This window comes from Anoxynatronum buryatiense (genome assembly GCF_900182905.1).
GTDB lineage: Bacteria > Bacillota > Clostridia > Peptostreptococcales > Tindalliaceae > Anoxynatronum > Anoxynatronum buryatiense.
Genome location: NZ_FXUF01000010.1, coordinates 133,188 through 155,471, shown reverse-complemented (window position 1 = coordinate 155,471; position 22,284 = coordinate 133,188). Strand labels below are relative to the sequence as shown.

Genomic DNA, 22,284 nt, shown 5'->3' with positions numbered 1-22,284 from the left:
TCGTACATCCGGCCGAAAAAAAGAAAAGCCCCAAATCCTTTGTTATTGAAGGGTTTCAGGGCTTTTTTTATGCATTTTTCTGTCAAACTCAAGATTATACTACATATGCAATCCGTTTGCATATAGAACAGACAAGAATATCTCCCTGATTTTCCGAAATGCAGATTGTTGAGAGCTGAGTGCCCTTTTCAGCCCAGCTGCCGGCCTCTTATAAATGAAAAAGCTGCACACTGAGTCGCGTGCAGCTTTTTGAGAATCTTTTTCGGGTGCAGAGAGATTAGGAGAGAAACAGCTGAATGTCGTCTTCAACAGACTGGATTCCTGCAATGCCGAAGTTGTCCACCAGTACTTTGGCCACGTTGGGTGACAGGAACGCAGGCAGTGTGGGGCCCAGGTGTATGTTTTTCACGCCCAGATACAAAAGCGCCAGCAGGACAATAACTGCTTTCTGTTCATACCAGGCAATGTTGTAAGAGATGGGAAGGTCATTGATATCTTCCAGGCCAAACACCTCTTTTAACTTGAGGGCAATCACTGCCAGCGAGTAGGAATCGTTGCACTGGCCGGCATCCAGTACCCGGGGAATGCCGCCGATGTCTCCCAGGGGCAGCTTGTTGTAACGGTACTTGGCGCATCCGGCAGTGAGAATGACGGTATCCTGGGGAAGGGCTTCTGCAAATTCGGTGTAGTATGAACGGGACTTCATGCGGGCATCGCAGCCAGCCATGACAAAGAATTGTTTGATGGCTCCTGTTTTAACGGCATCCACCACTTTGTCTGCCAGTGCCAGCACCTGCTGGTGGGCAAAGCCGCCCACAATGGTGCCGGTTTCCAGCTCTGTGGGGGGCTGACATTTTCTTGCATGCTCAATCAGAGCTGTGAAATCTTTTTGACTGCCTTCGGGGCGATCGGCAATATGAACAACACCTTCAAATCCGGCAGTGTTGGTGGTGTATACCCGGTCTTTATAGCTGTCTTTTGGCGGAACCAGGCAGTTGGAAGTTAGCAGTACAGGTCCGTTAAAAGCGGCAAATTCCTTATCCTGATGCCACCAGGAGCCGCCGTAGTTTCCAATGAAGTGATCATACTTTTTAAAGGCAGGGTAGTAGTTGGCGGGAAGCATTTCGCTGTGGGTGTATACATCAACACCGGTGCCGGCGGTTTGTTCCAGCAACTCTTCCATATCTTTCAGGTCATGACCACTGATGAGAATGCCTGGCCGGGTGCCTACGCCTATATTGACACTGGTGATTTCCGGATGACCATAAGCACTGGTATTTGCCTGATCCAGCAGAGACATACCATCAACACCGAATTTGCCGGTTTCCAGTGTCAGGGCCACCAGGTCATCGGCCGTCAGACTGTCATTGGTCAACTGCGCCAATGCACGATGCATAAAAGCAGTGATTTCCTGGTTTTCCTGGGACAGGTTTTGGGCATGATGCACATAAGCAGCCAACCCCTTTAAGCCATAAGTGATCAGTTCCCGAAGAGAACGAACGTCTTCGTTTTCAGTTGCCAGCACGCCGACAGTGGATGCTTTGGCTTCAAAAGCGTCAAGTGTATGAGCGGTCCAGACAGCTGCATCACGATTTGGAACAGAGGTGGCAGGGCTGACAGCAGTCAGCTTATTGCTAAGGGTTTTCCGCAAAGTCAGACCGTCCTGAATGCGATTGACGAAAACCTGCTTGTCAAAATTTGCATTGGTGATGGTGGCAAACAAGCTGCCCACCATAAAATGGTCAGCCTCCGGAACACCTTGTCCCAGCTGATTCAGTTCATGCTGATAAAGTGCAACCCCTTTGGTAACAAAGATCAGCAGATCCTGGAGATTTGCCACATCGGCGGGTTTTCCACAGACCCCCACTTTGGTGCAACCGGTGTTGCGGGCCGCTTCCTGACACTGATAGCAAAACATACTCATTTTTGATACGCCTCCTTTTAAATAGTGAATCAATACTTGTTAAATGGTGAATCAATACGTGGTGTTCAGCTATTGAAAGAGCAATGTCATGCCTGCTCGCTTCAAACAATATTATGGTACCACAATACTTAAATAAAAGCAAATGAAAACGCTGAGTCGAGTCAGGCTGTCAATGCCTGTGAAACAGCGCGAGTGACGCTGGAAATACAAGGATTCTGATTAAAAAACCGGAAATTTAGTGAGCTGCACTGTCTTTGCCCGGTTTTCGATTGCCAATGAACTCACTGAGGTGGGTATTGGTCAGATAGTCAATGAACTGACTGTTTAGTTTTTCCGGCATTCCTCTGAAAATGCAGTAGGCAAAGGGACATTCCCGGCGATGGCTGGGACATCCTTCCAGAGAAACAGGCCCCTCAATCATTTCGTAAATTTCCAGAAAACTGATGTTGTCAGGGCTTCGGTCCAGTGAAAAACCACCTTTAGGTCCGCGAACAGAGCGGAGAATGCGCCCTTTGGCCAATCGTTGCAGCACTTTTGATAAATGTGCCTCTGAAGCACCGGTTGCCTGAGCAATTTGCTTGACATTTACATACTCGCTTTCTGAAGTGGCAATATACACCATGCTGTGCAATGCCAATGACAACATCTCCGACAAATGAAAAGTTCCGGCCATCATGATCCCTCCTGATTGATTCTATTTTAGTATTAAAATATTTAAATGTCAATAATATTGGTAATTTTTTTATGGGTTTTTAAAAATACATCCAGAATTTTAACATACATTGTTTGAAAGCGAGAGAAAAGGGAAAATATAGATTAAATGCAAATCGATTGCAACTAAAGGAGGTCTTTGATATGAAGTTTGAAAAGCAAAAAAGGCCAGTGTCTACCTGTATCAGACATGGGTTGGCACTGTTACTGGTGGTAGTGATGTTAACGGCTGCAGCTGGGTGTTCTTCACAGGAACTGGGACCCACCGAAGTTTCGCCGGCTGAGCCGGAAAATGGAAGTGACACACCAGTGACTGATGAAGTGACTGAGGAAGAGCTTGCAGAACCCGCCATATTCGTTACCGCCAGCTTTTTTCCTTACGCAGATCTGGCCCGGCAAATTGGCGGATCACTGGTTGAGATCCATCAACTGGTGCCGGATGGAGCCGACCCCCACAGTTTTGAACCCAGTCCCCGGGACTTAATTAAGCTGGAATCGTCCCAGATTTTCATATACAACGGGCTGGATATGGAACCTTGGCTGGAAGGAGCACTGGCATTACTTGAGAATCAGGAAGCGCGTCTCTTACAGGCAGCCGATATGGTTTCATTGCTGTCTTACGGGGAGAAGGATCATGACCACGATGACAAGCATGATCACGAGCACGACCACGATCACGACCATGATGATGATCACGATCATGATCACGGTGAATGGGACCCCCATATTTGGACAGATCCCCTTAATATGGTGACGATTGGTTCGGAACTACTGACTGTTTTCCAGGAACTTGACCCTGCAAACAGTGACATTTATGAGGAGAACTATCATCTCTTTGCAGCTGCCATCGAGGAGCTGGATGAGGCATTCCGGCAGATGGCTCAAACGGCAGATCAACAGGTACTGCTGGTCTCCCATTCTGCTTTTGGATATTTTGCCCACCGTTACGGGTTTCAGGAAATTGCCGTGACGGGAATCACTCCTCATGCCGAGCCCAACCCCGGTCGTCTGGCAGAATTGACAAATCTTGCCCGGGAATATAAACTGGAATATATCTTCTTTGAAACACTTGCAAACCCCCGCACTGCTGAAGTTCTGGCGGCTGAAGCCGGGTTGAAACCCCTCATGCTGCATAACCTGGAAGGGCTTAATCAGGAACAGCGGGAAGCAGGGGCCACCTATCTATCCCTTATGCAGGAAAACTTGAAAACATTGGAGAAAGCGCTGGTGAAATAGCCGTGGAAATGGTGCGCCTTGAAAATATTAGCTTTCAGTATGATGACATCCCGCTGCTGCGGGATGTCAGTTTGTCCATTCAAGAAGGGGATTTCATGGGTATTGTGGGACCAAACGGCTCTGCAAAAAGCACGTTGCTAAAGCTGATGCTGGGGCTTTTGAAGCCGGAGCAGGGGCAGGTGCTGCTGCTGGGGAAACCGGTGCATCAGTTTCGTGAGTGGCGGCGCATTGGCTACATTCCTCAAAATGTGAGGGAGTTTAATATGGGATTTCCCGCAACGGTCTATGAAATGATCAGCGCCAATCTGATCAGTCAGATGGGACTATTCAAGCGTATGACGCCCAAACTGGATAAAAAGGTGCGGGAAGCACTGGAAATTGTGGGACTGTCAGGTTATGCAGACCGACGGATCGGGCAGCTTTCCGGCGGGCAGCAGCAGCGGGTGTTTATTGCCCGAACACTGGTGAGTTCACCCTGCATTATTTTTATGGATGAACCACTGGTGGGAGTGGATGTGGATTCCCAGGAGCGGTTTTATGAGCTGATGGAAACCCTGAACCGGGATATGGGCATTACCCTTATTATGGTCTCTCATGATATTGGTGTGGTCAGCGAACGAACCAGTCGTATCGCCTGTATGGGGAGGAATCAGATTTTTGTCCATGACACAGCTACCTTTAAGCCGGAACAGTATCTGGAAGATATGTATGGTGAAAAAACCAGGTTGATGCACCATCATCACTGATTTGAGCAGAAACACGACAATATGAACAATCAGTCTATCAAAAGACGATGATGGAAATAAACAGGGAGGTTCAGCCATGCCGGAAATACTAACCTATGGATTTATGCAGCGGGCATTCCTGGCGGGAATCGTCGTAGCGGTGCTTTGTCCGGCCATTGGTATTTTTCTCACCCTTCGCCGCTTATCACTCATCGGTGACACCCTGTCCCATGTGGCGCTGGCCGGCGTGGCAGGTGGAATACTGGGGGGGATTTATCCCATTTACAGCGCCCTTATTGCAACAGTTCTGGCAGCTCTTGCCGTTGAACAGCTCCGAAAAACCTATGCCCATTATGCAGAACTTTCTCTTTCAGTCATGATGTCATTTGGTGTTGGCCTGGCAACGGTGCTCATCAGTCTGGGGGGAGCCGGTGCGCAGGTATCCAGCTATCTTTTTGGAAGTGTGACATTAGTGACCCGGCAGGATGTCTGGAGTATCTGGCTGTTGGGCGGTGCCATTCTTTTTTTAGTGATGATGCTTTACCGCAGTTTATTTTTCATGGCCTTTGACGAAACGGCGGCGCTGCTGGCAGGTATTCCGGTGAAAAGCATCAACCTGCTGTTCACTATCATGGTCGCCATCACCATCTCCCTCTCCATGCGAATCGTCGGAATTCTGCTGGTGTCATCTCTCATGGTACTGCCTGTGGCCACCGCTTTGCAGATTCGGGGAAGTTTTCGCAAAACATTTTTCTTTTCGCTGCTCTTTGGCCTGCTGTCGGTGGTCATTGGGCTGACCATTTCCTTCTATGCATCTTTGGCGCCGGGAGGCACCATTGTCCTGACATCATTGGGGATTTTAATGGCAGTGAGCGGGTTGAAACGCTGGATTTGATGAAATAACGCCTGCAAGTGTCTTTATTATATTTTATCTGCAGTCTGGCTCTGCATCTGAGGATGCAGAGTTTTTTGATGATGAAAATGGTGAAGCACAGGTTTTTTCAGAAAATGGCGAATAGGCAGCAAAAAACCATTGACAAACCTAGTCGCCCATACTATAATAATGATAATCATTATCAAAAGAAAGGGGGCTTCACTGATGAAAGCCTTATTAGTAGGAGCTGATCGACTGGGCAATATTCCCGAAGCGCTTGAATCCTTCGGAATTAAGGAATACACGCACTGGACCGGGCGCAAAAAAGGGATGCGCCGCATGGAAATTCCTGAAGAAACCGACGTGATCATTGTTTTCACAGATTTCATTGAGCACAACATGACGAAGCTGGTGAAAGATCAGGCCAAACAGATGAAAATCCCCTGTGTTTTTTCCCGCCGGGCGTGCAGTGATCTGGTGAATAAACTTGAAGGATGTAGCAGCTGCCCTTTTAATGCACGAAAACAGTGATTTGCCAATCATGTGTGGAATTCCATTATCTGCAGGAACTGAAACATGTCACAAGAGTGGCTTCACAAGCCTTCCTCAAGAATACCTGTCACTGATGTGGCGGGTATTTTATTTTGCGAAATGTGGTCATTAAAAATGCTTGTCAAAAGAAAGCAGGAGTGGTATGCTAATGGTGATAATGAGAAGTACTATCAATAATTAATGACTATTAACGTCAGGAGTGGTTGTTATGTCATTGTATAAAATGAAGATTAAAGGCCGTTGCATCATCGAAACACTTCCCTCTATTCCCCTGATGGATGCCATGGGGTTTCGAATGGGACTGCCGATGGAAATCCAGAGCCGCCAACCCATGGGTGGGCCAGTGGTTGTCCGGCTGGGAAACCGTTGTGTCGCCATCGCCCGTGAATTTGCTGAGCAAATCATGGTGCGGGAGGTGGCGTAGTTGGAGTGCCATCAAGAACAGGCTTTTTTAGGGCCTAAGTCAGGAGATTTTCGGTTCCTGCTCATGGGAAACCCCAATGTGGGCAAAAGTGTTGTTTTCTCAAAGCTTACAGGGGTTGAGGTAGACAGTGCCAATTATAGCGGTACCACTGTCAGCTTTACAAGTGGCAAATGGCAGTATCGGGGACGCAATGGTGATCTTATTGATGTGCCTGGAACCTATTCATTATCGGCCACATCACCCGCAGAGCAGGTGGCGGTGGATATGGTTCATAATGAAGCTGTTGACGCCATCATCGTGGTGCTGGATGCCACCAATTTAGAGCGAAATTTATTTTTCGCGCTCCAAATACAACATTTAAGTACTGTTAGTCCGGATAAAGTTGTGCCGGTGATTTATGCACTGAATATGATAGACGTGGCAGAGCGTCAGGGAATATCCATCGATGTTGACCAGCTCTCACAACGCCTGAATGCTCCCGTCATTCCCACGGTGGCGGTACGCAATGTGGGGTTGCTGCAGTTAATGGAAGCTGCCATCAAGGCTGCAGATACTTTTCTTCAAAATCAGGAAACATCAATCGACACTGAAGCTGTTGATTCAGATACAGGCGATGCAAATCAATGGCCTGACACTGACGATGAGCGTTGGCAATGGGTGGGCCGTACCATTCAGGAAGTGCAGCAAGTGGAACACAGGCACCCCACCTGGCTGGAACGCCTGGGTGATGCGTCTATGAAGCCCTTTCCGGGGATTCCGCTGGCGCTTCTGGTTTTAACGATTGCGCTGGGAATTGTGGTAGGTGGCGGAAAAGGCCTTCGCAGTGCCATTTTGCTACCCCTTGTCAACGGTGTAATTGTGCCGTTTTTCGTTCGTATTGTATCTATCTTTGTCACTGAAGGGGTTATTTACAACGTTCTGGTGGGAGAATACGGCATATTGGTGAAAGGGATTGAGTGGCCCTTTGCCCTGATTTTCCCATATGTCTTTCTGTTTTATATCGTGCTGTCATTTATGGAAGACAGCGGCTATCTGCCCCGTTTGGGCGTCATGGTGGATGGTGTGATGCGGAAAGCCGGGATTCAGGGTGGCAATATTGTTCCCATGATCATGGGCTATGGCTGTGCCATTCCGGCCATTCTGGGTACCCGCGCGGCCACCAGCCGAAAAGAGCGGATCATGGTGGCAACCATGGTGACACTGGCGGTGCCCTGCTCTGCTCAAACCGGTGCCTTTATTGCGCTGTTGGGAGATCATTCCGTCTTTATGCTGATTGGTATTTATCTGATCTCATTTGCGGCCATTTTCTTAACAGGCGTGATTCTTGACCGTGTGATTCCTGGGAAAAGTGATCCAATGCTTCTGGAAATCCCTAATTTACTGATGCCGGATCGTCAGACGCTGGTGAAAAAAATCAAAATCAGAACCAAGCATTTCATGATGGAAGCAGAAGTGCCCATGATGATGGGGGTTGGTCTTGCAGCTTTATTGGTAGAAACAGGTGCGCTGGTTCACGTGGGTGAAGTCCTTTCTCCCCTGGTGGAAGGCTGGCTGGGACTGCCGAAGGAGGCTACACTGGGCCTGATTCTGGGGATTATTCGCCGGGAACTGGCGGTGCTTCCACTGTTGGAAATGGATTTAAATTATATTCAAATGTTTACAGGCTCCCTGGTAGCACTTTTCTACATGCCTTGCCTGGCGGTGCTGGGTGTTCTCATCAAAGAGTTTGGTGTGAAAATCGGCGCGATCATTGGTGTGGGCACCACGGTAGCAGCATTGGTGCTGGGAGGTTTGTTCTATCAGGCAGCCACTTTGGTATCAACAGTGCTGTAATGTTTATGTAGATGATTGGTTCAAACAGGCTTAGCCCAAAGCTGTCATGGTTGCTGATGATGCGAAGCCCCTGTTTTGGGGGCTTTCTCGGTTTCTGTGTCGATGATTCAATGCGCTGAAACACGAAAACGTCATGGCTATCAAATGAAACGCAAGATAGAAACGTCAGAAAGGATGTTCGCCGTGATTCCTGCCTTAACCCGCTTCACTGAAAAATCCCTCTCTCACTTTCCGGCCAGTTATCCCTTGATGAGACTGTATTATCGCAGCATTGTCAATCGGGAAATTGGATTGGGTAGTATTAATCGTCATGATCGTGTGCTCTGTGTTGGAGGTGGCGCTTTTCCTGTTACAGCCATGGAAATTTGCCGGCACACCGGAGCGGCGGTGGATGTACTGGACTGTGATCTGGATGCCGTGGAACATGCCCGGGACCTGCTACGCAAAATGGGAATGTGGCAAATTTTCGTGCATCATGGTTGCGGGCAGTCATTTGATCCAAGTGTTTACAATGTGGTTCATCTGGCGCTGCAGGTGCGTGGCAGAGAACAGATTCTGGAAAATTTGCAGCAATATGCCCAGCCAGGCACTCGCATATTGGTGCGACTGCCTCACAGTAAACTGGAGCGTTTTTATGAAGCACCCTGTCAACAAACCAAAGCCCGTCTGGCCCAACAGGCACAGTTACGGTTGCAGCCTGGCAGTACCATGGCCGGCACCTGTATGCTGGTGAAGGAGGATACAGCACATGAAGCGAAATCACTGGATATCCGTTCTTGGACTGGTGCTCCTGCTGTTGCTTCTCTGGCGGACTGATTTGCACCAGGTGGGACAAAGTCTGCGAGAACTGTCGCTGACGACGCTGGTGGTGCTCTTATCCCTTCAGGCAGCAAACCGGATGCTGGTGGCATACCAATGGCAGCATCTGGCAGGTATCAACCATCGCCGGGTCACTCTCATGCAAATGGTGCGCATGAATCTGGTGGGTACTTTTTTTGAAGGTGTCACTCCTTCGGTTAAATTCGGTGGTGAGGCAGTAAAGGTGTGGTGGTTCAAGGAACACTTGGGGTGGTCCGGTACTGAAGCCACTTCACTGCTGATTCTGCAGAAAAGCATCAGCGGCCTGGTTTTTGGGGCGATGTGTGCAGTAACTCTGATCTCCCTCATGCTGCATCCCCTTCAGGGGCGTTTGATCAGCAGTCTTTTTCCCATTGATGCCCATTTTGGAACCACACTGCCATGGGTGGTGCTGTTATTGACGGTGGTTCTCCTGTTCTGGGGGATCTCAAAACTAAAAACGACCCGGGGTATTGGCCAGTGGGTACGTCAAACCTGGCAGCGGTTCATCAGTGATACTGCCGCATTGCTCCAGCATCCGGCAAAAGGGATGCAGCAGCTGGTACTCAGCCTGATCATCTGGGGAAACTATGCCCTGCAGGCCTGGGTGGCCGCCAAAGGTCTGGGAATTCCCGCCGGCTTTCTAACAGTGGCGGCAGCCACCTACATGGCCTATATGGCAGGGATGATTCCGTTGTTTCCAGGAGGAGCAGGCACTTTTGAAGGCGCCATGATACTGGTGCTGACAGGCTACGGCATTGCAGTGCACCAGGCGCTGGCCCTTACCCTGGTGGTGCGGACCCTCACCTTTTGGCTGGTGTTTGGTGTCAGCGCCCTGGCCATGCTGTTTTTCTGGCTGGCAGACAGGTGCCGTGCCGTGACTCATCCGACAGGAATAGGCAGGTAAACAGTCATTGGTAGAACCCATCATATACAAACTGAAAAACTCCTGACAGGCAAATTTCTTTTTTGTCCGGGCAGGAGTTTTTTTACTTGTGACGAATATATGACAAGTGACCCGAAATGACTGCACAATATGATTCAGTATGATACAACAAGAAAGCACTGAGGAGGCAATGTGATGATTTATAAAAGCAAAGAGCTGGAAAAACAGGCAGCAATGCAGGTGGCACAGCTAATGGCGGCTGCTGCCCGAACAGCTCCCAAAGGCAAGGGATCAGATCGTCTTGAAATGATGGTGCTGGACGGCACCGACAAAGAAGCACTTTCGCAGGAAATGCGCCGTATTGCAGAAGATTCCGGGGCCGCGTTTTTCCAGCGTGATGCCGGGAACGTGGATGACTCCCAGGTGGTGCTTCTCATTGGCACCCGCAACGGGGTTGCAGGAGTTCCTGTCTGTGGATTCTGTGGTTTCAAGGACTGTGCAGAAAATGTTCAGCATAGCGGAATCTGTGCGTTTGCCACCGGTGATCTGGGCATTGCCGTAGGTTCAGCTGTTTCTGTGGCAGCAGACCACCGCTGTGATAACCGCATCATGTTTTCGGCAGGCAAAGCCGCGTTAAACCTGGGATATTTCGGTGACGATGTGATCATCGCCTACGGCATTCCCCTGGCTATCAAAGGGAAAAGCCCCTTCTTCGATCGGGGATAATCGCGCCGGCCAGCCGGAGACAGCATGCGGAAACAGCAAAAAAATGTTGTCAACAGGGGATAAAATGCAGCGGAGGTTGATATTCTTCCGTTAAATGGGTATCAGATTTCTAACATCAGTCATCACCAGCACTGGGAGTCAATGAATGTGAGCTGGAACAACGCAGGCATATCACCGGGATGGAGGTAGTCAGATGAAGGATAGACAGCAAACCATGCAGCAGGCCGCTGAAACAGTCGTTCGCCTCGAAAACTTTCCCGCCTCCCGGATTCCACAGAAAATCGTGGTGATCTATCTTGTCGCCGGTACCCTGTGGATTGCCTTTTCAGACAGATTACTATTGGCCATGGTATCCAATTATGAGCAATTCGTGAACTTGCAAACCTTCAAAGGGTGGTTTTATGTCGGTGCCACGGGATTGTTGCTGTACCAGCTGATCCGTCAGAATCTGAGGGAACTGACCCGTTACCAGGAAGATTTGGTGGCTAATTATGAAGAACTGGAAAGTGCCTATGAAGAACTGGTGGCCATGGAGCAGGAATTGCAGGACAACTTCAACACCCTTCAAGACCAGCAGCGACGATTGCTGGAAACGGAGGAGCGGTACAGACTGGTGGTGGAGGGCAGCAATGACTGCATCTGGGACTGGGACCTGCGCAATCAACTGTTGAGTTTTTCGCGCACCAAGTTGTTGTTGGGCTACGAGGAAGACGAACTGCCGGAAACCTACGACGCCTGGGCATCGCTGGTTCATCCCGAAGACCTTGAAAACACAGAGCTTATCAGTCAACAGCATTTGGATGGCAAAACCCCTTACTTTTACAGCGAATACCGGATGCGCAACAAATGGGGTGAATACCGGTGGATTCAATCTAGGGGAAAGGCTGTCTGGGATGCAGAAGGGAAACCTGTGCGCATAGCGGGGTCCCATGTGGATGTGACTGAGCAGAAACGTTTGATGCGGGAAATGTATCAAATGGCATATTATGATGAACTGACAGAATTACCCAACCGCACCCTGTTTTACGATCATCTGAAAAAAATCATGGGCACCCATCATCGGCACCAGGAACAGTTTGGCCTTTTAACCATGGATCTGGACGATTTTCGCAGAATCAATGATACCCGGGGGCATCCGGTGGGAGATCAAATCCTGGTGGAAGTGGCCCGCCGCATCAATGAACAGCTGCAGGACAACGAGTTTGTGGCCCGATCGGGGGGCGATGAGTTTTATGTGCTGAAGCCCCGGCTGCTATCAAAAGACGATCTGAAAGGGCTGGCAGAACGGATATTAAAAGCCTTCGAAGCGCCCTTCGGGGTGGACGGCTATGAATACTTCATCAGCGCCAGTGCCGGAATTGCCATCTTTCCTGACCACGGTACTGACAGGGATACCCTGCTGCAGCACGCTGACGTGGCTCTCAGTGAAGCTAAAACTGCCGGTAAAAACAAATTCTGGTTTTTCGACCAGACCATCCGTGATCGAATTACCAACTGGATGGAAAAAGAGAAGGACCTGCGCTATGCCATTCAACGTCGGGAGTTTGTGCTTCACTACCAACCCATTATGGATGTGAAAGGGAATATTGTGGGTGTTGAAGCCCTTATACGGTGGAATCATCCCCAACAGGGGTTACTCTCTCCCTTCTTTTTCATGGAACTGGCAGAAGAAACAGACCTGATCCATCCCATTGGGGCCTGGGTGATGGAAAGCGTCTGTCAAACTTGCAGGCAGTGGAAAATGGACGGCTTACCGCCCCTGACTGTGTCCGTCAACCTGTCTTCCATGCAGTTTCGTCGAACAGACCTGCCTGACTGGATCAGTCAGATGATTCATCAGTATGGTGTTGATCCCTGCCAGCTGGTAGTTGAAATTACTGAAACAGCCGCCATGGATAATCTGAGTCACACCAAAGAACTGCTGAACCGCATCCGGGCGTTGGGAGTTCGGGTAGCGCTTGATGACTTTGGCACCGGCTATTCCTCTCTCAATTACTTACGGTCGCTGCCCATGGATATCCTTAAAATTGACAAATCCTTTATTCAGGAAATGGGAAATAATCCCAAGGAAACCTTTATTGTGCGCCAGATTATTGACATGGCTCACCAGCTTCAATTAACCGTCACTGCCGAAGGTGTTGAAGAAAGAGCCCAGTGGGAGATGCTGGAACGCTACGGCTGTGACCATCTTCAGGGCTACTATTTCCACCGGCCCATGGCAGAGGAAAAACTGAGGGAAGTACTGGCAAAAACAACCGTACATCCATTATCTGAGGCTGAGCATCAACAGATTCATTAAACGCAAGGGATGGGCAGCATCACCCCATCCCTTTTTCGCAGAAGGAGCGATTTCATGAACGAAGAACAACGTGCCCTGCTGGTGGGGGTCAACCTGAACCATCATCCCTATTTTGAATATGGCATGGAAGAGCTGGCCAATCTGGCCGCCGCCTGCGATGTGACAGTGGTGGGTCAGGCTTCCCAAAACCTGCAGCAGATCAATAAGACTCACTACATTGGCAAGGGAAAAATCGAAGAAGTGGGCCAGTTGGTGGCAGAAAAAGAAGCCAGTGTGGTCATTTTCAACGATGAACTGTCGCCGTCACAAATTCGCAATCTGGAAGAGAGTCTGGAATGCAAAGTCATTGACCGTACCATGCTCATCCTGGATATTTTTTCAGAGCGGGCGAAAACCCGGGAAGCCCAGTTGCAGGTGGAAATTGCCTCCTTGCAGTATGCACTGCCCCGTCTCATTGGCCTGCGACAGTCGCTGGGTCGGCAGGTGGGCGGTGTGGGCACCAAGAACCGGGGTGTGGGCGAGAAAAAACTGGAGCTGGACCGCCGGGCCATTGAAGAACGTATTACACTGCTTCGCCGGGAACTGAAAGAACTGACAGAGCACCGCAAAACCCAGCGAAAACAGCGGCAACGCACCGAAATCCCCACCGTTGCCCTGGTGGGATACACCAACGCCGGCAAGTCCACGCTGATGAACGCACTGGTGGAAACTTACGGGGAAACTGCAGACAAGCAGGTACTGGAAAAGGACATGCTTTTTGCCACACTGGAAACTGCGGTGCGCAAAATCCGGTTACCGGAGAATCAGACCTTTTTGCTCACCGACACCGTGGGCTTTGTCAGCAAACTGCCCCACCACCTGGTGAAGGCCTTTCGCTCCACCCTGGAAGAGGTGAAGGAAGCAGATCTGCTCATTCACGTGGTGGACTATGCCAACCAGGACTATATGGAACAAATCCGGGTAACCAACGAAACTCTGGAAGCCATCGGCGTCACCGACCAGCCTATGATCTACGCCTATAATAAAATGGATCAGGTGACTGAAACAGCCGGCAGAAACGGAGCCGACAAACCAGATGTGATCTTCCTCTCCGCCAAATTGAGAGAAGGGATTGAGCCCCTGGTGGCCAGCATCCGGGAACACTGCTTTGGCGATGATATTACCTGCACCTTCCTTTTCCCCTATCAGCAAGGACGTCTGGTGACCTATTTCAACGAAACCGCCGGTGTGCTTGCCACCGATCATGAAGCCGAAGGCATTCGCATGACAGTGCGGTGTCGCAGGCGGGATGCCGACAAATACCGGCAATACCAGGTATCTGACAACGCGCCTTCAGAAGAAATGTAGCCAATCAAACAGCATGCGAAAATGTAAGAATGCAGGAAAAGGATCACAAGGGAAAAGAGGTGTTTTCATGGAAACAGCTGAAACCAGGCCATCGTCACCCCGGCAAATCACCGCCGCCAACCGGTTGAAACCGGCAGCCCTGTCTCTTTTTTGCTATCAGTTATCAGTGCTGTTTCGGTCGGGGATTCCCCTGCTGGAAGGACTGTCCCTGCTGGAGAAGGAGATGACCGACCCCCGGCTGAAAAAAGCGGCTGCTGCTCTGTACCAGGACATTCATAGTGGCAGCACCTTCCAGGAGTCCATCACTCGTCAGTCTGGGTTTCCCCCCTACCTCACAGGGATGCTGGCCATTGCCGAAAGCACTGGCCGGCTCGATGAAGAAACCCGTCGCCTGTCCGACTACTATGACCGCCTTGATCAGCTGGAACAGCGAATTAAAAGCGCCGTCGCCTATCCCCTGATTTTGGCGGTGATGATGACTGCGGTGGTGGGATTGCTGATTTTCCGTATCCTTCCCATGTTCCACCAAATTCTGGTTTCCATTGGGGGCAGCATTCCCGGGAGCACTCAGGTAATGGTGTCTGTCAGCCGGTCTTTGCAGCAGGGGGGTGTGGTGATGATGGCTGTGGCAGCATTGGTCGTTGCTGGTCTGGTCATTTATACCCGAACTGGGGCAGGCAGAGCCAGGTGGGATCGGTGGAAGCTGACTTTTCCGCTCTCCAGAACCCTTGCTTCCAAAATCATTGCCTTCCGGATCAGTCATGCCCTCAGTCTTCTTACCGCCGGTGGCATGGCCTTTGATGAATCTCTCCAGTGGACAGAGTCCATTGTGGAAAACCAGTATGCAGCCGGCCAGCTTCGGGCCTGTCGAAAAGCCATTGCAGAAGGTACCCCCGTGGCAGAAGCCTTTGAACAGGTGACCATACTGCCTGAATTACTCATCCGCATGGTGCGCATTGGTGCCCAGACAGGCCAGGTGGAAGATTTTCTGGCCCGCAGTGCTGTCATGTACCAGCAAGAGACTGATCGCAGTCTGCAGCGTCTCACCGCCATCGTGGAACCGGCGTTGGTGATCGTCTTATCACTGATCATCGGCGTGATTCTCATGGCCGTCATGCTGCCCCTGATTCAGATTCTGTCCACCATTGGTTAAGGTGTGCGCCCGTTACTCCAGAAACTGATGAAAAAGGTGATGTTCATGACAATCCTCAAAGACCCCCGATGGATCAGTCTGCTGATCCTGTTGACAGTGGTTTTGCTGGTATTCGCAGGCATGGGCGATTTTTGGGTCGGTGCTGACGGTGAAAGCCTGGCGATTCTGGAAGAGGCCGTCCGCCGGGCTGCCATCCAGTGCTATGCCCTTGAAGGCAGCTATCCCCCCAATCTGGATTATCTTGAAACCCATTACGGCCTGATTGTCAATCAGGAGGCCTATTTCTACCATTATGAAATTATCGGAGCCAACATCATGCCCCAAATACGGGTGCTGCATCGCTGGCAGTAACCAGAAAGCACCATCAAGGCATCAAGGCAACGTGACGGTCCTGTAATCAAAGGAGGCACCATCATGAAGCGCTTTCAGTTTTTACACCACCGCCAAGGTCACAGCCTCACCGAATTGTTGCTGGTGATGGCGTTGTTGTTGTTTTTTGGCACCGCCTCCTTCACCCTCATGGCCGCAGGCAACAGAGCTTCTCAACAAGTCATAGACCGACAGCAGGCCCAGAGTCAGCTGCGCACCGCCGCTGCCTATCTGAACACCCGCCTTCGGCAGCAGGATAGCCAGAATGCCGTCACCCTGCGCCCCCACCCGGAAACTGGCCAAACAGCTCTGGTGCTTACAGAAGTGTACTACGGTGAACTCTGGGAAACCTGGGTTTACCACAGGGATGGCACCCTGCGGGAAGTGCAGGTCATCCCGGGTGATCCCGTCAGGGATGATTTCAGCTTTAAAATCGCCTTGCTGGATACCTTTGAAGTGGCGATGGAGGAAGGCACCACCCTTCACTTTCAGATGAGTATGAATGTGGAAAACGAAATCCTGAACAGAAACGGCTATTACCGGCCAAAGGCAGGCATTGCCGGTGTGGAGTAAAAAGGAGAATCATCTCTCCCAGACTCATGCAGGAACGCTGGAACAGCGGCTGAAACCATATGTCCGGAACAGGAAGTGAGCGCATGACCGGAAGGCGGAAAAGAAAATCGCAACAGGGCTTTTCTTTGCTGGAGATCATCATGGCAGTGGGAATACTGTCACTGGTGAGCCTTTACCTGCTACAGATTTTTGTGACGGCGGTTCGCCTCAATCATCAGGCGGCTGATCTGGACGAAAGTGTTCAACTGGGCAACAGCATCATACAGCTTTTGGACAGCGGCCTCGAAAAAGAAAGGCTGGCAAACCAGCCCTTCTTTCAACATGCCCAGATTGAACAGAATGGGCAGTCCACCAGCCTGACCATGGGTTACGATGACAAATGGCAGCCGGTTCCCCATGATTCGGAACCAGCTTTACAGCCATTCTACAAGCTGCAGGTAACTGCCACAGAACAAGAAAATACCGGAGGCAGGCTTATGACAGTGGCACTGGCCGTCACCCGTCAACAACCCTACCTGCTGCAAAAGGAAGATATGCCTGTGATCTACCAGCTGGAAACCCAGCGCTTTCTTCCCGGAGAAGGAGGTGGGCAGCCATGAGACGCCGGCTGAAGAAACGAATGAAAGAACGAAAGGAAATGTTCTTCACCGCCCAGTCAGGAAGTGCTTCGGTGCTGGTGATTATGCTGGCCCTCATCCTCATTGTTTTTGGCGTGTTTGCCATGATGACAGCTCACTCGGGCCTGGCCATTGCCCGGCGAAACGCCGCATGGACCCAGCGCCACTATGACCTGGAAGGAGAAGCTGCGGCAATCACCTGGCGGGTCAGCGGCATGTTGGCCGATACCTGGGAGGAAGTGCTGGTGGCAAATGAACTGGAGCAGCCTGGAAGCAGGACCGACGGCACACCACCACCAAGCCAGGTTTCACAGAGTGCTGCCGTTGACTGGCCCAACCTGCTGGAGCAGTATCGCCGGCTGGTGGCGTATCGCCTGGCAGAAATGGCTGACATGCAGATGGACGCCGCACAGGCAACTCTATCGGATGAAGACACCATGATCATTACGTTGGCACTTCCCCCGCCGGAAGAACCGGGTATGGGCGGCTTTCGTGCTGAAATACAGGTGGCCCTGCCTGGAACGCCCCTTGATGAACAAGGATTATTTTCCAGACCTGTGCAGAAAATCACTGCCTGGCAAAGTCTGCCGGCAGAAGTGGAATATATCGAAGGTGTTGAATTCAGAGATGTGGAGGTGAACCCATCAGGTGACAGCTAATCCCATTACCAAGGATACTATTAAGGAAATTACCAACGATATTGGCAAAGGGGTGCATGCGCTGCTCACCCTGGCAGTGGAGCGGGAGGCTTCAGACCTGTTCATTACCGCGGGAAGACCACCCACCCTGAAGGTGAACGGCATTTTGGAACCGGCAGGAGAAGTTGCCCTGAAGCCGGCTGATACAGAAGTACTGATTCGAGAACTCTTTTTTAAGGAAGTCCATTTTCAGGAGTTTATGGCCCAGGGTGAAAAAGATTTTTCGGTCTCTATTTTTGGAGTGGGCCGTTTTCGGGTGGCCGCCTATACCCAGCGGGGTTCCATGGCGGCGGCCATACGCATCCTCAGGTTTGATCAGCCGGACCCTCTGGAGCTGGGAATTCCCGATATGGTACTGGATTTTCATCGCCAGACCCGGGGGCTGATTCTGGTGACAGGGCCAACGGGAAGCGGTAAGTCCACCACCTTATCAGCCATTATTCACCTCATTAACCAGCGGAGGGCCTGCCATATACTCACCCTGGAAGACCCCATCGAATACCTGCACACCCATGCCAAAAGCCTGGTGGATCAGCGGGAAATCGGCATGGATACCCGCAGTTATGCCCATGCCCTGCGGGCGGCCATGCGTCAGTCTCCCGATGTGATTCTGGTGGGAGAAATGCGGGACCACGAAACCATCTCTATTGCGCTGACAGCAGCTGAAACCGGTCATTTGGTGCTGTCCACCCTCCACACTGTGGGAGCGGCTAAAACCATCGACCGCATCATTGATGTTTTCCCTGCCGAACAGCAGCAACAGGTGCGCATTCAGCTTTCCACGGTGTTGCATTCCGTTGTATCACAGCAATTGATTTCCACAGATGACGATCGCCGGGCAGCTGCCTTTGAAATTATGCTGGTGAACGGCGCCATTCGCAATATGATTCGGGATGCCAAAATTCCTCAGATTGATGCTGCCATCCAAACAGGCAAAGCACAGGGGATGATCAGCATGGACATGAGTCTGGCGAACTTGGTGAAAGCCGGAAAAATTTCCAAAGAGTCAGCGCTCACCCATTGTATGAATCCGGAAGTGCTGAACCGGTATCTGCTTTAGAGGGAAAGCAAGGGGAGATATCCAGCCATGGGCAGTGAAGTTCCCATCGCCGCGGGCGGTTTAGGGCTATACCCACGGGGTAATACTACCGATATAGATAATAAGAGGATAAGATCGGCATTGCAATGAAACCATATACAGACCGGGAAGCGATCAGATGAATCATGGACTACTCAGCCATTGGATAGGGGGCTGCAGGATATTTGTCTGTAGATTGCTTGAATAAGGCAGTCATCAGTGAAGTGATGTAGTTAGAAAGGAGGCAACAGGCATGCGAAAGGGAATATGGGCAGTTGTGTTGGTATGCCTGCTGATACTGATTCCTCTGGAAAGTGAAGCGGCAGGAGCGGCTTTTGATACCAGTGATGTGGACAGAGGCGTGATTCATGTCAGTTATAAGGCGTCGCAACCACGTCAGCTGAAGGTGATGGTCACCAAAGGGCAGGAACGGTACACCTACGATCTGAAATCTGATGGCACCGTGGAGTCTTTCCCCCTGCAGATGGGCGATGGCAGTTACAAAATTGATGTGCTTCAGAATGCCGGCGGAACCCGGTACACCTTCCTTGACTCCAAGACAGTTCAGGTGAAGCTGGAAGACCCCAACAGTGTCTTTCTCAATTCCGTTCAGGAAATCAACTGGAGCCGGGAAGATCCACCTATTCTCAAAAGCGGGGAGCTTGTCGGTAACAAGGAAGAAACCCGGCCAAAAGTCACCACTATTTACGAATACATGATTCAGAACTACACGTACGACTATGATAAAATTCCCACTTTAACAGCGGCTTACAAACCCAACATTATTCAGACCTATTTCGAGAAAAAGGGCATCTGTTATGATTACTCTTCGTTAATGGCTGCCATGAAGCGAAGTGATGGAATTCCAACCAAGCTGGTTAAGGGATACACCAAGCACGTTGACGGCTACCATGCCTGGAACGAAGTGTTGCTGGATGGGGAATGGGTTATCATTGATTCCACAGTGGATGCCGTGTATCGGCAAGGCGGCACCAACTTCACCATGGTGAAAAATCCCAGTGAGTTTACGAAAGTGTACGAATACTAACATATAAAATCAACAAAACCCTGCAGGTATCGCTCCCGTATCCGGTGCGATCCTGCAGGGTTTTTTGATGGCGAGTTAATCGGTGCGTTTTTAAATCAGCTTCTTTTTCAGCTTTTCCGGGTGTTTCATAAAGGGCAAATCCAGAACGCGCAGTTGAGAATCCAGCTTACTGAGCACCAGGTACTCCACATAGAGGTTGCCGCCGCCTGCCAGTCGGTCCAATAACGTCTGGTCAATGCGCACCTGAATGATTTGATGAAACATGCTCTCATCTTCAATCCGCTGGAAGGGGAAGACAAATCGTTTTTCGGTGATGCGCTGCTGATCAAAATCAATCACGGTGACACCCGTCAAGGCGAATAAAAGGGATAAGATCTTTCCGAACAGGTAGATCAGCAGAATCAGCACTGCCAGGGCCGCCAGGTAAGAGCCTGCCAATAGCACCATTTCCATGATTTCAATGTCGGTCTCCATGGCGTTGGTCAGCGCTGACAGATAGCTGACGTCATAGGTATCAAAAATCCGTTGCTGAAAACCGCGGATACGCCGCCAGAAGGTCAGTGCCACCAGGGTAAAAAGAATTAATTTGAGAAGTTTGCTAAGCATGCCCTGCAGAGATGCCCGCAACACCACTTTGTTGGAATCCATAAATTTCCTCCTGTCCGATGATGGGATCGTTTTTATTTTACACTAAATGTGCTCTTCTGCCAACACCGGGATGAAGACTGTGATCAGGCAAAAACGTCAACGGCATGAAACGGGTGCCGTTATCAACATCAGTGAAGGATGACAGTCAAGTCGGTGATCAGTGAGGTGACGGGCGCTATGCTTCGGGATTTCCTGTTTCGGGGTCAGTGACCGGCAGCTGGTTTGCCGCATTGTCCAGTGATGCGAAAACCTTCTGTAACCGCCTGCCCAGCCAGAAAACCATAATAACCAAGGCAATGAACTCTGACAAAGGAAAAGCATACCATACTGCCGAAAGCCCCCATAAGCGCCCCAGTATCCAGGCGAAAGGCAGCAGCAGAACCATCTGCCGCAGAAAGGAAAGAGCCAGGCTTGGCAGGCCAAGACCGATGGCCTGAAAAGTGGTGGCACCGATAATGGCGGGGCCCACGATGAATAGTCCAAGAGAAATGGTGGTCAGGGCTTCGCTGCCGATGGCCAGCATCTCAGGGCCGGGCTGGAAGAGACCGATCAGTTGTTGGGGGAAAAAGCGGAAGAGAAAGGCACCAATACTGGTGATGACAAAAGCAGTCAGAAGACCATAACGAAGTGCCTGCTTCATGCGCGGAGCGTTGCCTGAGCCATAGTTATAACCGATAATGGGAATATATCCCTGGGTGAGTCCGAAAACAGGCATCAGGACGAAAGACTGAAGTCGAAAGTAGACCCCTGTAACGGCCATGGCCGTTTCGGTATAAGTGCCCACCACCATGTTTAGTCCCCCAATCATGAAAGAAGTGAGAAACTGCATGAACATACTGGGCAGTCCCACCTGATAGACGCTCTTGAGGATGGAAACATTCAAGGGAAAGGTACCCACTTTGGGTTTCACCTGATGCTGTCCCCGGTAAAGAAGCAACAGAATGAAAAAGCAGCTGACGGCTTTGGAAATCACCGTGGCCACCGCCGCTCCCGTCACCTCCATCCGCGGAAAAAAACCTATGCCGAAGATCATCAGTGGGTCAAGGATGATGTTGGTGATGGCTCCCAGCATCATCGAAAGCATGGGCAGAAAGGTGTTTCCCTGCCCCCGCAGGATATCATTGGCAACGATGGATGTGAACAGAAAGACACCACCCAGCATGATGATGCGGGTGTACTGAATGCCATACCGAATAACCTCCGGATCATTGCTGAAAGCGCGCACCAGCGGACCGGCAAGCATCAGGCCGGCAATGGCTGACAAAACACCGTACACCAGCGAAGCCCCCAATACATGCTGGGCTACCAGAATGGCATCCTCATTTTTCTGCTGCCCCAGTAATCGGGAAATGAGAGAGCTGGTTCCCACACCTGTACCCGTGGCAATGGCAATGAGAAAGATATGAACGGGAAAAGCGATGGAAAGAGCTGTGAGAGCGCTTTCGCTGATGCGGGCGACGAAAAAGCTGTCCACCACATTATAAAGTGCCTGAATGGTCATGGAGATCATTCCTGGAACAGACAGCTTGAACAGCAGCGGCAAAATTGGTTCACTGCCCAGGCGTTGATGGTGAGATGCTGGTTTCATGAAGTTCGCCTCCTATAGTCATAATTCCATTATAGAGATTGACGGAGTAAAAAGAAAGCCCTGAGAGGGTTTCCTGGTATTTTTCCCTTGACACCAGCGCACTAAAGCATTAGAATAATAGCAACTATTCCGACTGAA

At 50.6% G+C, this 22,284-nt stretch carries 23 protein-coding genes; 19 read left to right on the top strand and 4 right to left on the bottom strand.

What is annotated here, in order from left to right:
- Positions 1-277: 277 nt before the first annotated feature.
- A complete protein-coding gene (gene hcp, locus QOL74_RS12990; protein ID WP_283409919.1) occupies positions 278-1,924 on the bottom strand; it encodes a hydroxylamine reductase in 1,647 nt (548 codons plus the stop codon).
- A 235-nt stretch (positions 1,925-2,159) separates the two neighbouring features.
- Positions 2,160-2,597 (bottom strand): RrF2 family transcriptional regulator, encoded by a 438-nt coding sequence (locus QOL74_RS12985; RefSeq protein ID WP_283409918.1) that lies wholly within the window; start codon positions 2,595-2,597, stop codon positions 2,160-2,162.
- A 182-nt stretch (positions 2,598-2,779) separates the two neighbouring features.
- Here QOL74_RS12985 and QOL74_RS12980 point away from each other — a divergent pair, with 182 nt between their 5' ends.
- From QOL74_RS12980 to QOL74_RS12890, 19 genes are all read left to right on the top strand, one after another.
- Positions 2,780-3,871, top strand: coding sequence for a metal ABC transporter substrate-binding protein (locus QOL74_RS12980; RefSeq protein ID WP_283409917.1), 1,092 nt, complete (start codon positions 2,780-2,782; stop codon positions 3,869-3,871).
- Between the two features lie 8 nt (positions 3,872-3,879).
- On the top strand, positions 3,880-4,617 hold the full coding sequence (locus tag QOL74_RS12975; RefSeq protein WP_283409923.1) for a metal ABC transporter ATP-binding protein: 738 nt from the start codon (positions 3,880-3,882) through the stop codon (positions 4,615-4,617).
- A 76-nt stretch (positions 4,618-4,693) separates the two neighbouring features.
- The gene (locus tag QOL74_RS12970) at positions 4,694-5,491 is read left to right on the top strand and encodes a metal ABC transporter permease (protein ID WP_283409916.1); all 798 of its coding nucleotides are present in this window, start codon (positions 4,694-4,696) and stop codon (positions 5,489-5,491) included.
- Positions 5,492-5,695: 204 nt separating this feature from the next.
- Positions 5,696-6,001, top strand: a complete 306-nt coding sequence (locus QOL74_RS12965) for a DUF2325 domain-containing protein (protein WP_283409915.1) — start codon at positions 5,696-5,698, stop codon at positions 5,999-6,001.
- Positions 6,002-6,046: 45 nt separating this feature from the next.
- Positions 6,047-6,199 carry a hypothetical protein gene (locus QOL74_RS12960; protein ID WP_283409914.1) on the top strand — a complete coding sequence of 51 codons (153 nt, stop codon included), beginning with the start codon at positions 6,047-6,049 and terminating at the stop codon, positions 6,197-6,199.
- Between the two features lie 31 nt (positions 6,200-6,230).
- Positions 6,231-6,446, top strand: coding sequence for a FeoA family protein (locus QOL74_RS12955; protein ID WP_283409913.1), 216 nt, complete (start codon positions 6,231-6,233; stop codon positions 6,444-6,446).
- Positions 6,447-8,279 carry a ferrous iron transporter B gene (locus tag QOL74_RS12950; RefSeq protein ID WP_283409912.1) on the top strand — a complete coding sequence of 611 codons (1,833 nt, stop codon included), beginning with the start codon at positions 6,447-6,449 and terminating at the stop codon, positions 8,277-8,279. It begins immediately after the preceding gene.
- Positions 8,280-8,462: 183 nt separating this feature from the next.
- Positions 8,463-9,095 carry a hypothetical protein gene (locus QOL74_RS12945; RefSeq protein WP_283409911.1) on the top strand — a complete coding sequence of 211 codons (633 nt, stop codon included), beginning with the start codon at positions 8,463-8,465 and terminating at the stop codon, positions 9,093-9,095.
- Positions 9,028-10,023, top strand: a complete 996-nt coding sequence (locus tag QOL74_RS12940) for a lysylphosphatidylglycerol synthase transmembrane domain-containing protein (protein ID WP_283409910.1) — start codon at positions 9,028-9,030, stop codon at positions 10,021-10,023. Before QOL74_RS12945 ends, QOL74_RS12940 begins: the two co-directional genes overlap by 68 nt.
- 174 nt (positions 10,024-10,197) lie before the next feature.
- The gene (locus QOL74_RS12935; RefSeq protein WP_283409909.1) at positions 10,198-10,728 is read left to right on the top strand and encodes a ferredoxin domain-containing protein; all 531 of its coding nucleotides are present in this window, start codon (positions 10,198-10,200) and stop codon (positions 10,726-10,728) included.
- Positions 10,729-10,921: 193 nt separating this feature from the next.
- Complete coding sequence (locus QOL74_RS12930; protein ID WP_283409908.1) at positions 10,922-13,027, top strand: putative bifunctional diguanylate cyclase/phosphodiesterase; 2,106 nt, start codon at positions 10,922-10,924, stop codon at positions 13,025-13,027.
- A 54-nt stretch (positions 13,028-13,081) separates the two neighbouring features.
- Positions 13,082-14,374, top strand: coding sequence for a GTPase HflX (hflX, locus tag QOL74_RS12925; RefSeq protein ID WP_283409907.1), 1,293 nt, complete (start codon positions 13,082-13,084; stop codon positions 14,372-14,374).
- 67 nt (positions 14,375-14,441) lie between these two features.
- Complete coding sequence (locus QOL74_RS12920; protein ID WP_283409906.1) at positions 14,442-15,527, top strand: type II secretion system F family protein; 1,086 nt, start codon at positions 14,442-14,444, stop codon at positions 15,525-15,527.
- A gap of 45 nt (positions 15,528-15,572) precedes the next feature.
- Positions 15,573-15,878, top strand: coding sequence for a hypothetical protein (locus QOL74_RS12915; RefSeq protein ID WP_283409905.1), 306 nt, complete (start codon positions 15,573-15,575; stop codon positions 15,876-15,878).
- A 63-nt stretch (positions 15,879-15,941) separates the two neighbouring features.
- Complete coding sequence (locus QOL74_RS12910; protein WP_283409904.1) at positions 15,942-16,469, top strand: DUF4860 domain-containing protein; 528 nt, start codon at positions 15,942-15,944, stop codon at positions 16,467-16,469.
- Positions 16,470-16,552: 83 nt separating this feature from the next.
- Complete coding sequence (locus tag QOL74_RS12905) at positions 16,553-17,068, top strand: type IV pilus modification PilV family protein (protein ID WP_283409903.1); 516 nt, start codon at positions 16,553-16,555, stop codon at positions 17,066-17,068.
- Positions 17,065-17,745, top strand: a complete 681-nt coding sequence (locus QOL74_RS12900) for a hypothetical protein (RefSeq protein WP_283409902.1) — start codon at positions 17,065-17,067, stop codon at positions 17,743-17,745. The genes QOL74_RS12905 and QOL74_RS12900 overlap by 4 nt, the downstream gene beginning before the upstream one ends.
- A 40-nt stretch (positions 17,746-17,785) precedes the next feature.
- Positions 17,786-18,844 (top strand): type IV pilus twitching motility protein PilT, encoded by a 1,059-nt coding sequence (locus QOL74_RS12895; RefSeq protein ID WP_430383873.1) that lies wholly within the window; start codon positions 17,786-17,788, stop codon positions 18,842-18,844.
- Positions 18,845-19,115: 271 nt separating this feature from the next.
- Positions 19,116-19,910, top strand: a complete 795-nt coding sequence (locus QOL74_RS12890; RefSeq protein WP_283409901.1) for a transglutaminase-like domain-containing protein — start codon at positions 19,116-19,118, stop codon at positions 19,908-19,910.
- Positions 19,911-20,000: 90 nt separating this feature from the next.
- On the opposite strand, the gene QOL74_RS12885 is transcribed toward QOL74_RS12890, so the two are convergent.
- Both QOL74_RS12885 and QOL74_RS12880 read right to left on the bottom strand, forming a co-directional pair.
- Positions 20,001-20,558 (bottom strand): hypothetical protein, encoded by a 558-nt coding sequence (locus tag QOL74_RS12885; protein WP_283409900.1) that lies wholly within the window; start codon positions 20,556-20,558, stop codon positions 20,001-20,003.
- A gap of 175 nt (positions 20,559-20,733) precedes the next feature.
- Positions 20,734-22,146 (bottom strand): MATE family efflux transporter, encoded by a 1,413-nt coding sequence (locus tag QOL74_RS12880; RefSeq protein WP_283409899.1) that lies wholly within the window; start codon positions 22,144-22,146, stop codon positions 20,734-20,736.
- Positions 22,147-22,284: the final 138 nt, after the last annotated feature.

Bases quoted from the DNA above. Each gene is read 5' to 3' on its own strand.
- QOL74_RS12955 (WP_283409913.1), top strand. From the start codon at position 6,231: ATGTCATTGTATAAAATGAAGATTAAAGGCCGTTGCATCATCGAAACA.
- QOL74_RS12965 (WP_283409915.1), top strand. From the start codon at position 5,696: ATGAAAGCCTTATTAGTAGGAGCTGATCGACTGGGCAATATTCCCGAA.
- QOL74_RS12975 (WP_283409923.1), top strand. From the start codon at position 3,880: ATGGTGCGCCTTGAAAATATTAGCTTTCAGTATGATGACATCCCGCTG.
- QOL74_RS12915 (WP_283409905.1), top strand. From the start codon at position 15,573: ATGACAATCCTCAAAGACCCCCGATGGATCAGTCTGCTGATCCTGTTG.
- QOL74_RS12905 (WP_283409903.1), top strand. From the start codon at position 16,553: ATGACCGGAAGGCGGAAAAGAAAATCGCAACAGGGCTTTTCTTTGCTG.
- QOL74_RS12885 (WP_283409900.1), bottom strand. From the start codon at position 20,558: ATGGATTCCAACAAAGTGGTGTTGCGGGCATCTCTGCAGGGCATGCTT.
- QOL74_RS12940 (WP_283409910.1), top strand. From the start codon at position 9,028: ATGAAGCGAAATCACTGGATATCCGTTCTTGGACTGGTGCTCCTGCTG.
- QOL74_RS12910 (WP_283409904.1), top strand. From the start codon at position 15,942: ATGAAGCGCTTTCAGTTTTTACACCACCGCCAAGGTCACAGCCTCACC.
- hflX (WP_283409907.1), top strand. From the start codon at position 13,082: ATGAACGAAGAACAACGTGCCCTGCTGGTGGGGGTCAACCTGAACCAT.
- QOL74_RS12880 (WP_283409899.1), bottom strand. From the start codon at position 22,146: ATGAAACCAGCATCTCACCATCAACGCCTGGGCAGTGAACCAATTTTG.
- QOL74_RS12970 (WP_283409916.1), top strand. From the start codon at position 4,694: ATGCCGGAAATACTAACCTATGGATTTATGCAGCGGGCATTCCTGGCG.
- QOL74_RS12900 (WP_283409902.1), top strand. From the start codon at position 17,065: ATGAGACGCCGGCTGAAGAAACGAATGAAAGAACGAAAGGAAATGTTC.
- QOL74_RS12980 (WP_283409917.1), top strand. From the start codon at position 2,780: ATGAAGTTTGAAAAGCAAAAAAGGCCAGTGTCTACCTGTATCAGACAT.
- QOL74_RS12920 (WP_283409906.1), top strand. From the start codon at position 14,442: ATGGAAACAGCTGAAACCAGGCCATCGTCACCCCGGCAAATCACCGCC.
- QOL74_RS12930 (WP_283409908.1), top strand. From the start codon at position 10,922: ATGAAGGATAGACAGCAAACCATGCAGCAGGCCGCTGAAACAGTCGTT.
- hcp (WP_283409919.1), bottom strand. From the start codon at position 1,924: ATGAGTATGTTTTGCTATCAGTGTCAGGAAGCGGCCCGCAACACCGGT.
- QOL74_RS12985 (WP_283409918.1), bottom strand. From the start codon at position 2,597: ATGGCCGGAACTTTTCATTTGTCGGAGATGTTGTCATTGGCATTGCAC.
- QOL74_RS12890 (WP_283409901.1), top strand. From the start codon at position 19,116: ATGCGAAAGGGAATATGGGCAGTTGTGTTGGTATGCCTGCTGATACTG.
- QOL74_RS12960 (WP_283409914.1), top strand. From the start codon at position 6,047: ATGTCACAAGAGTGGCTTCACAAGCCTTCCTCAAGAATACCTGTCACT.
- QOL74_RS12935 (WP_283409909.1), top strand. From the start codon at position 10,198: ATGATTTATAAAAGCAAAGAGCTGGAAAAACAGGCAGCAATGCAGGTG.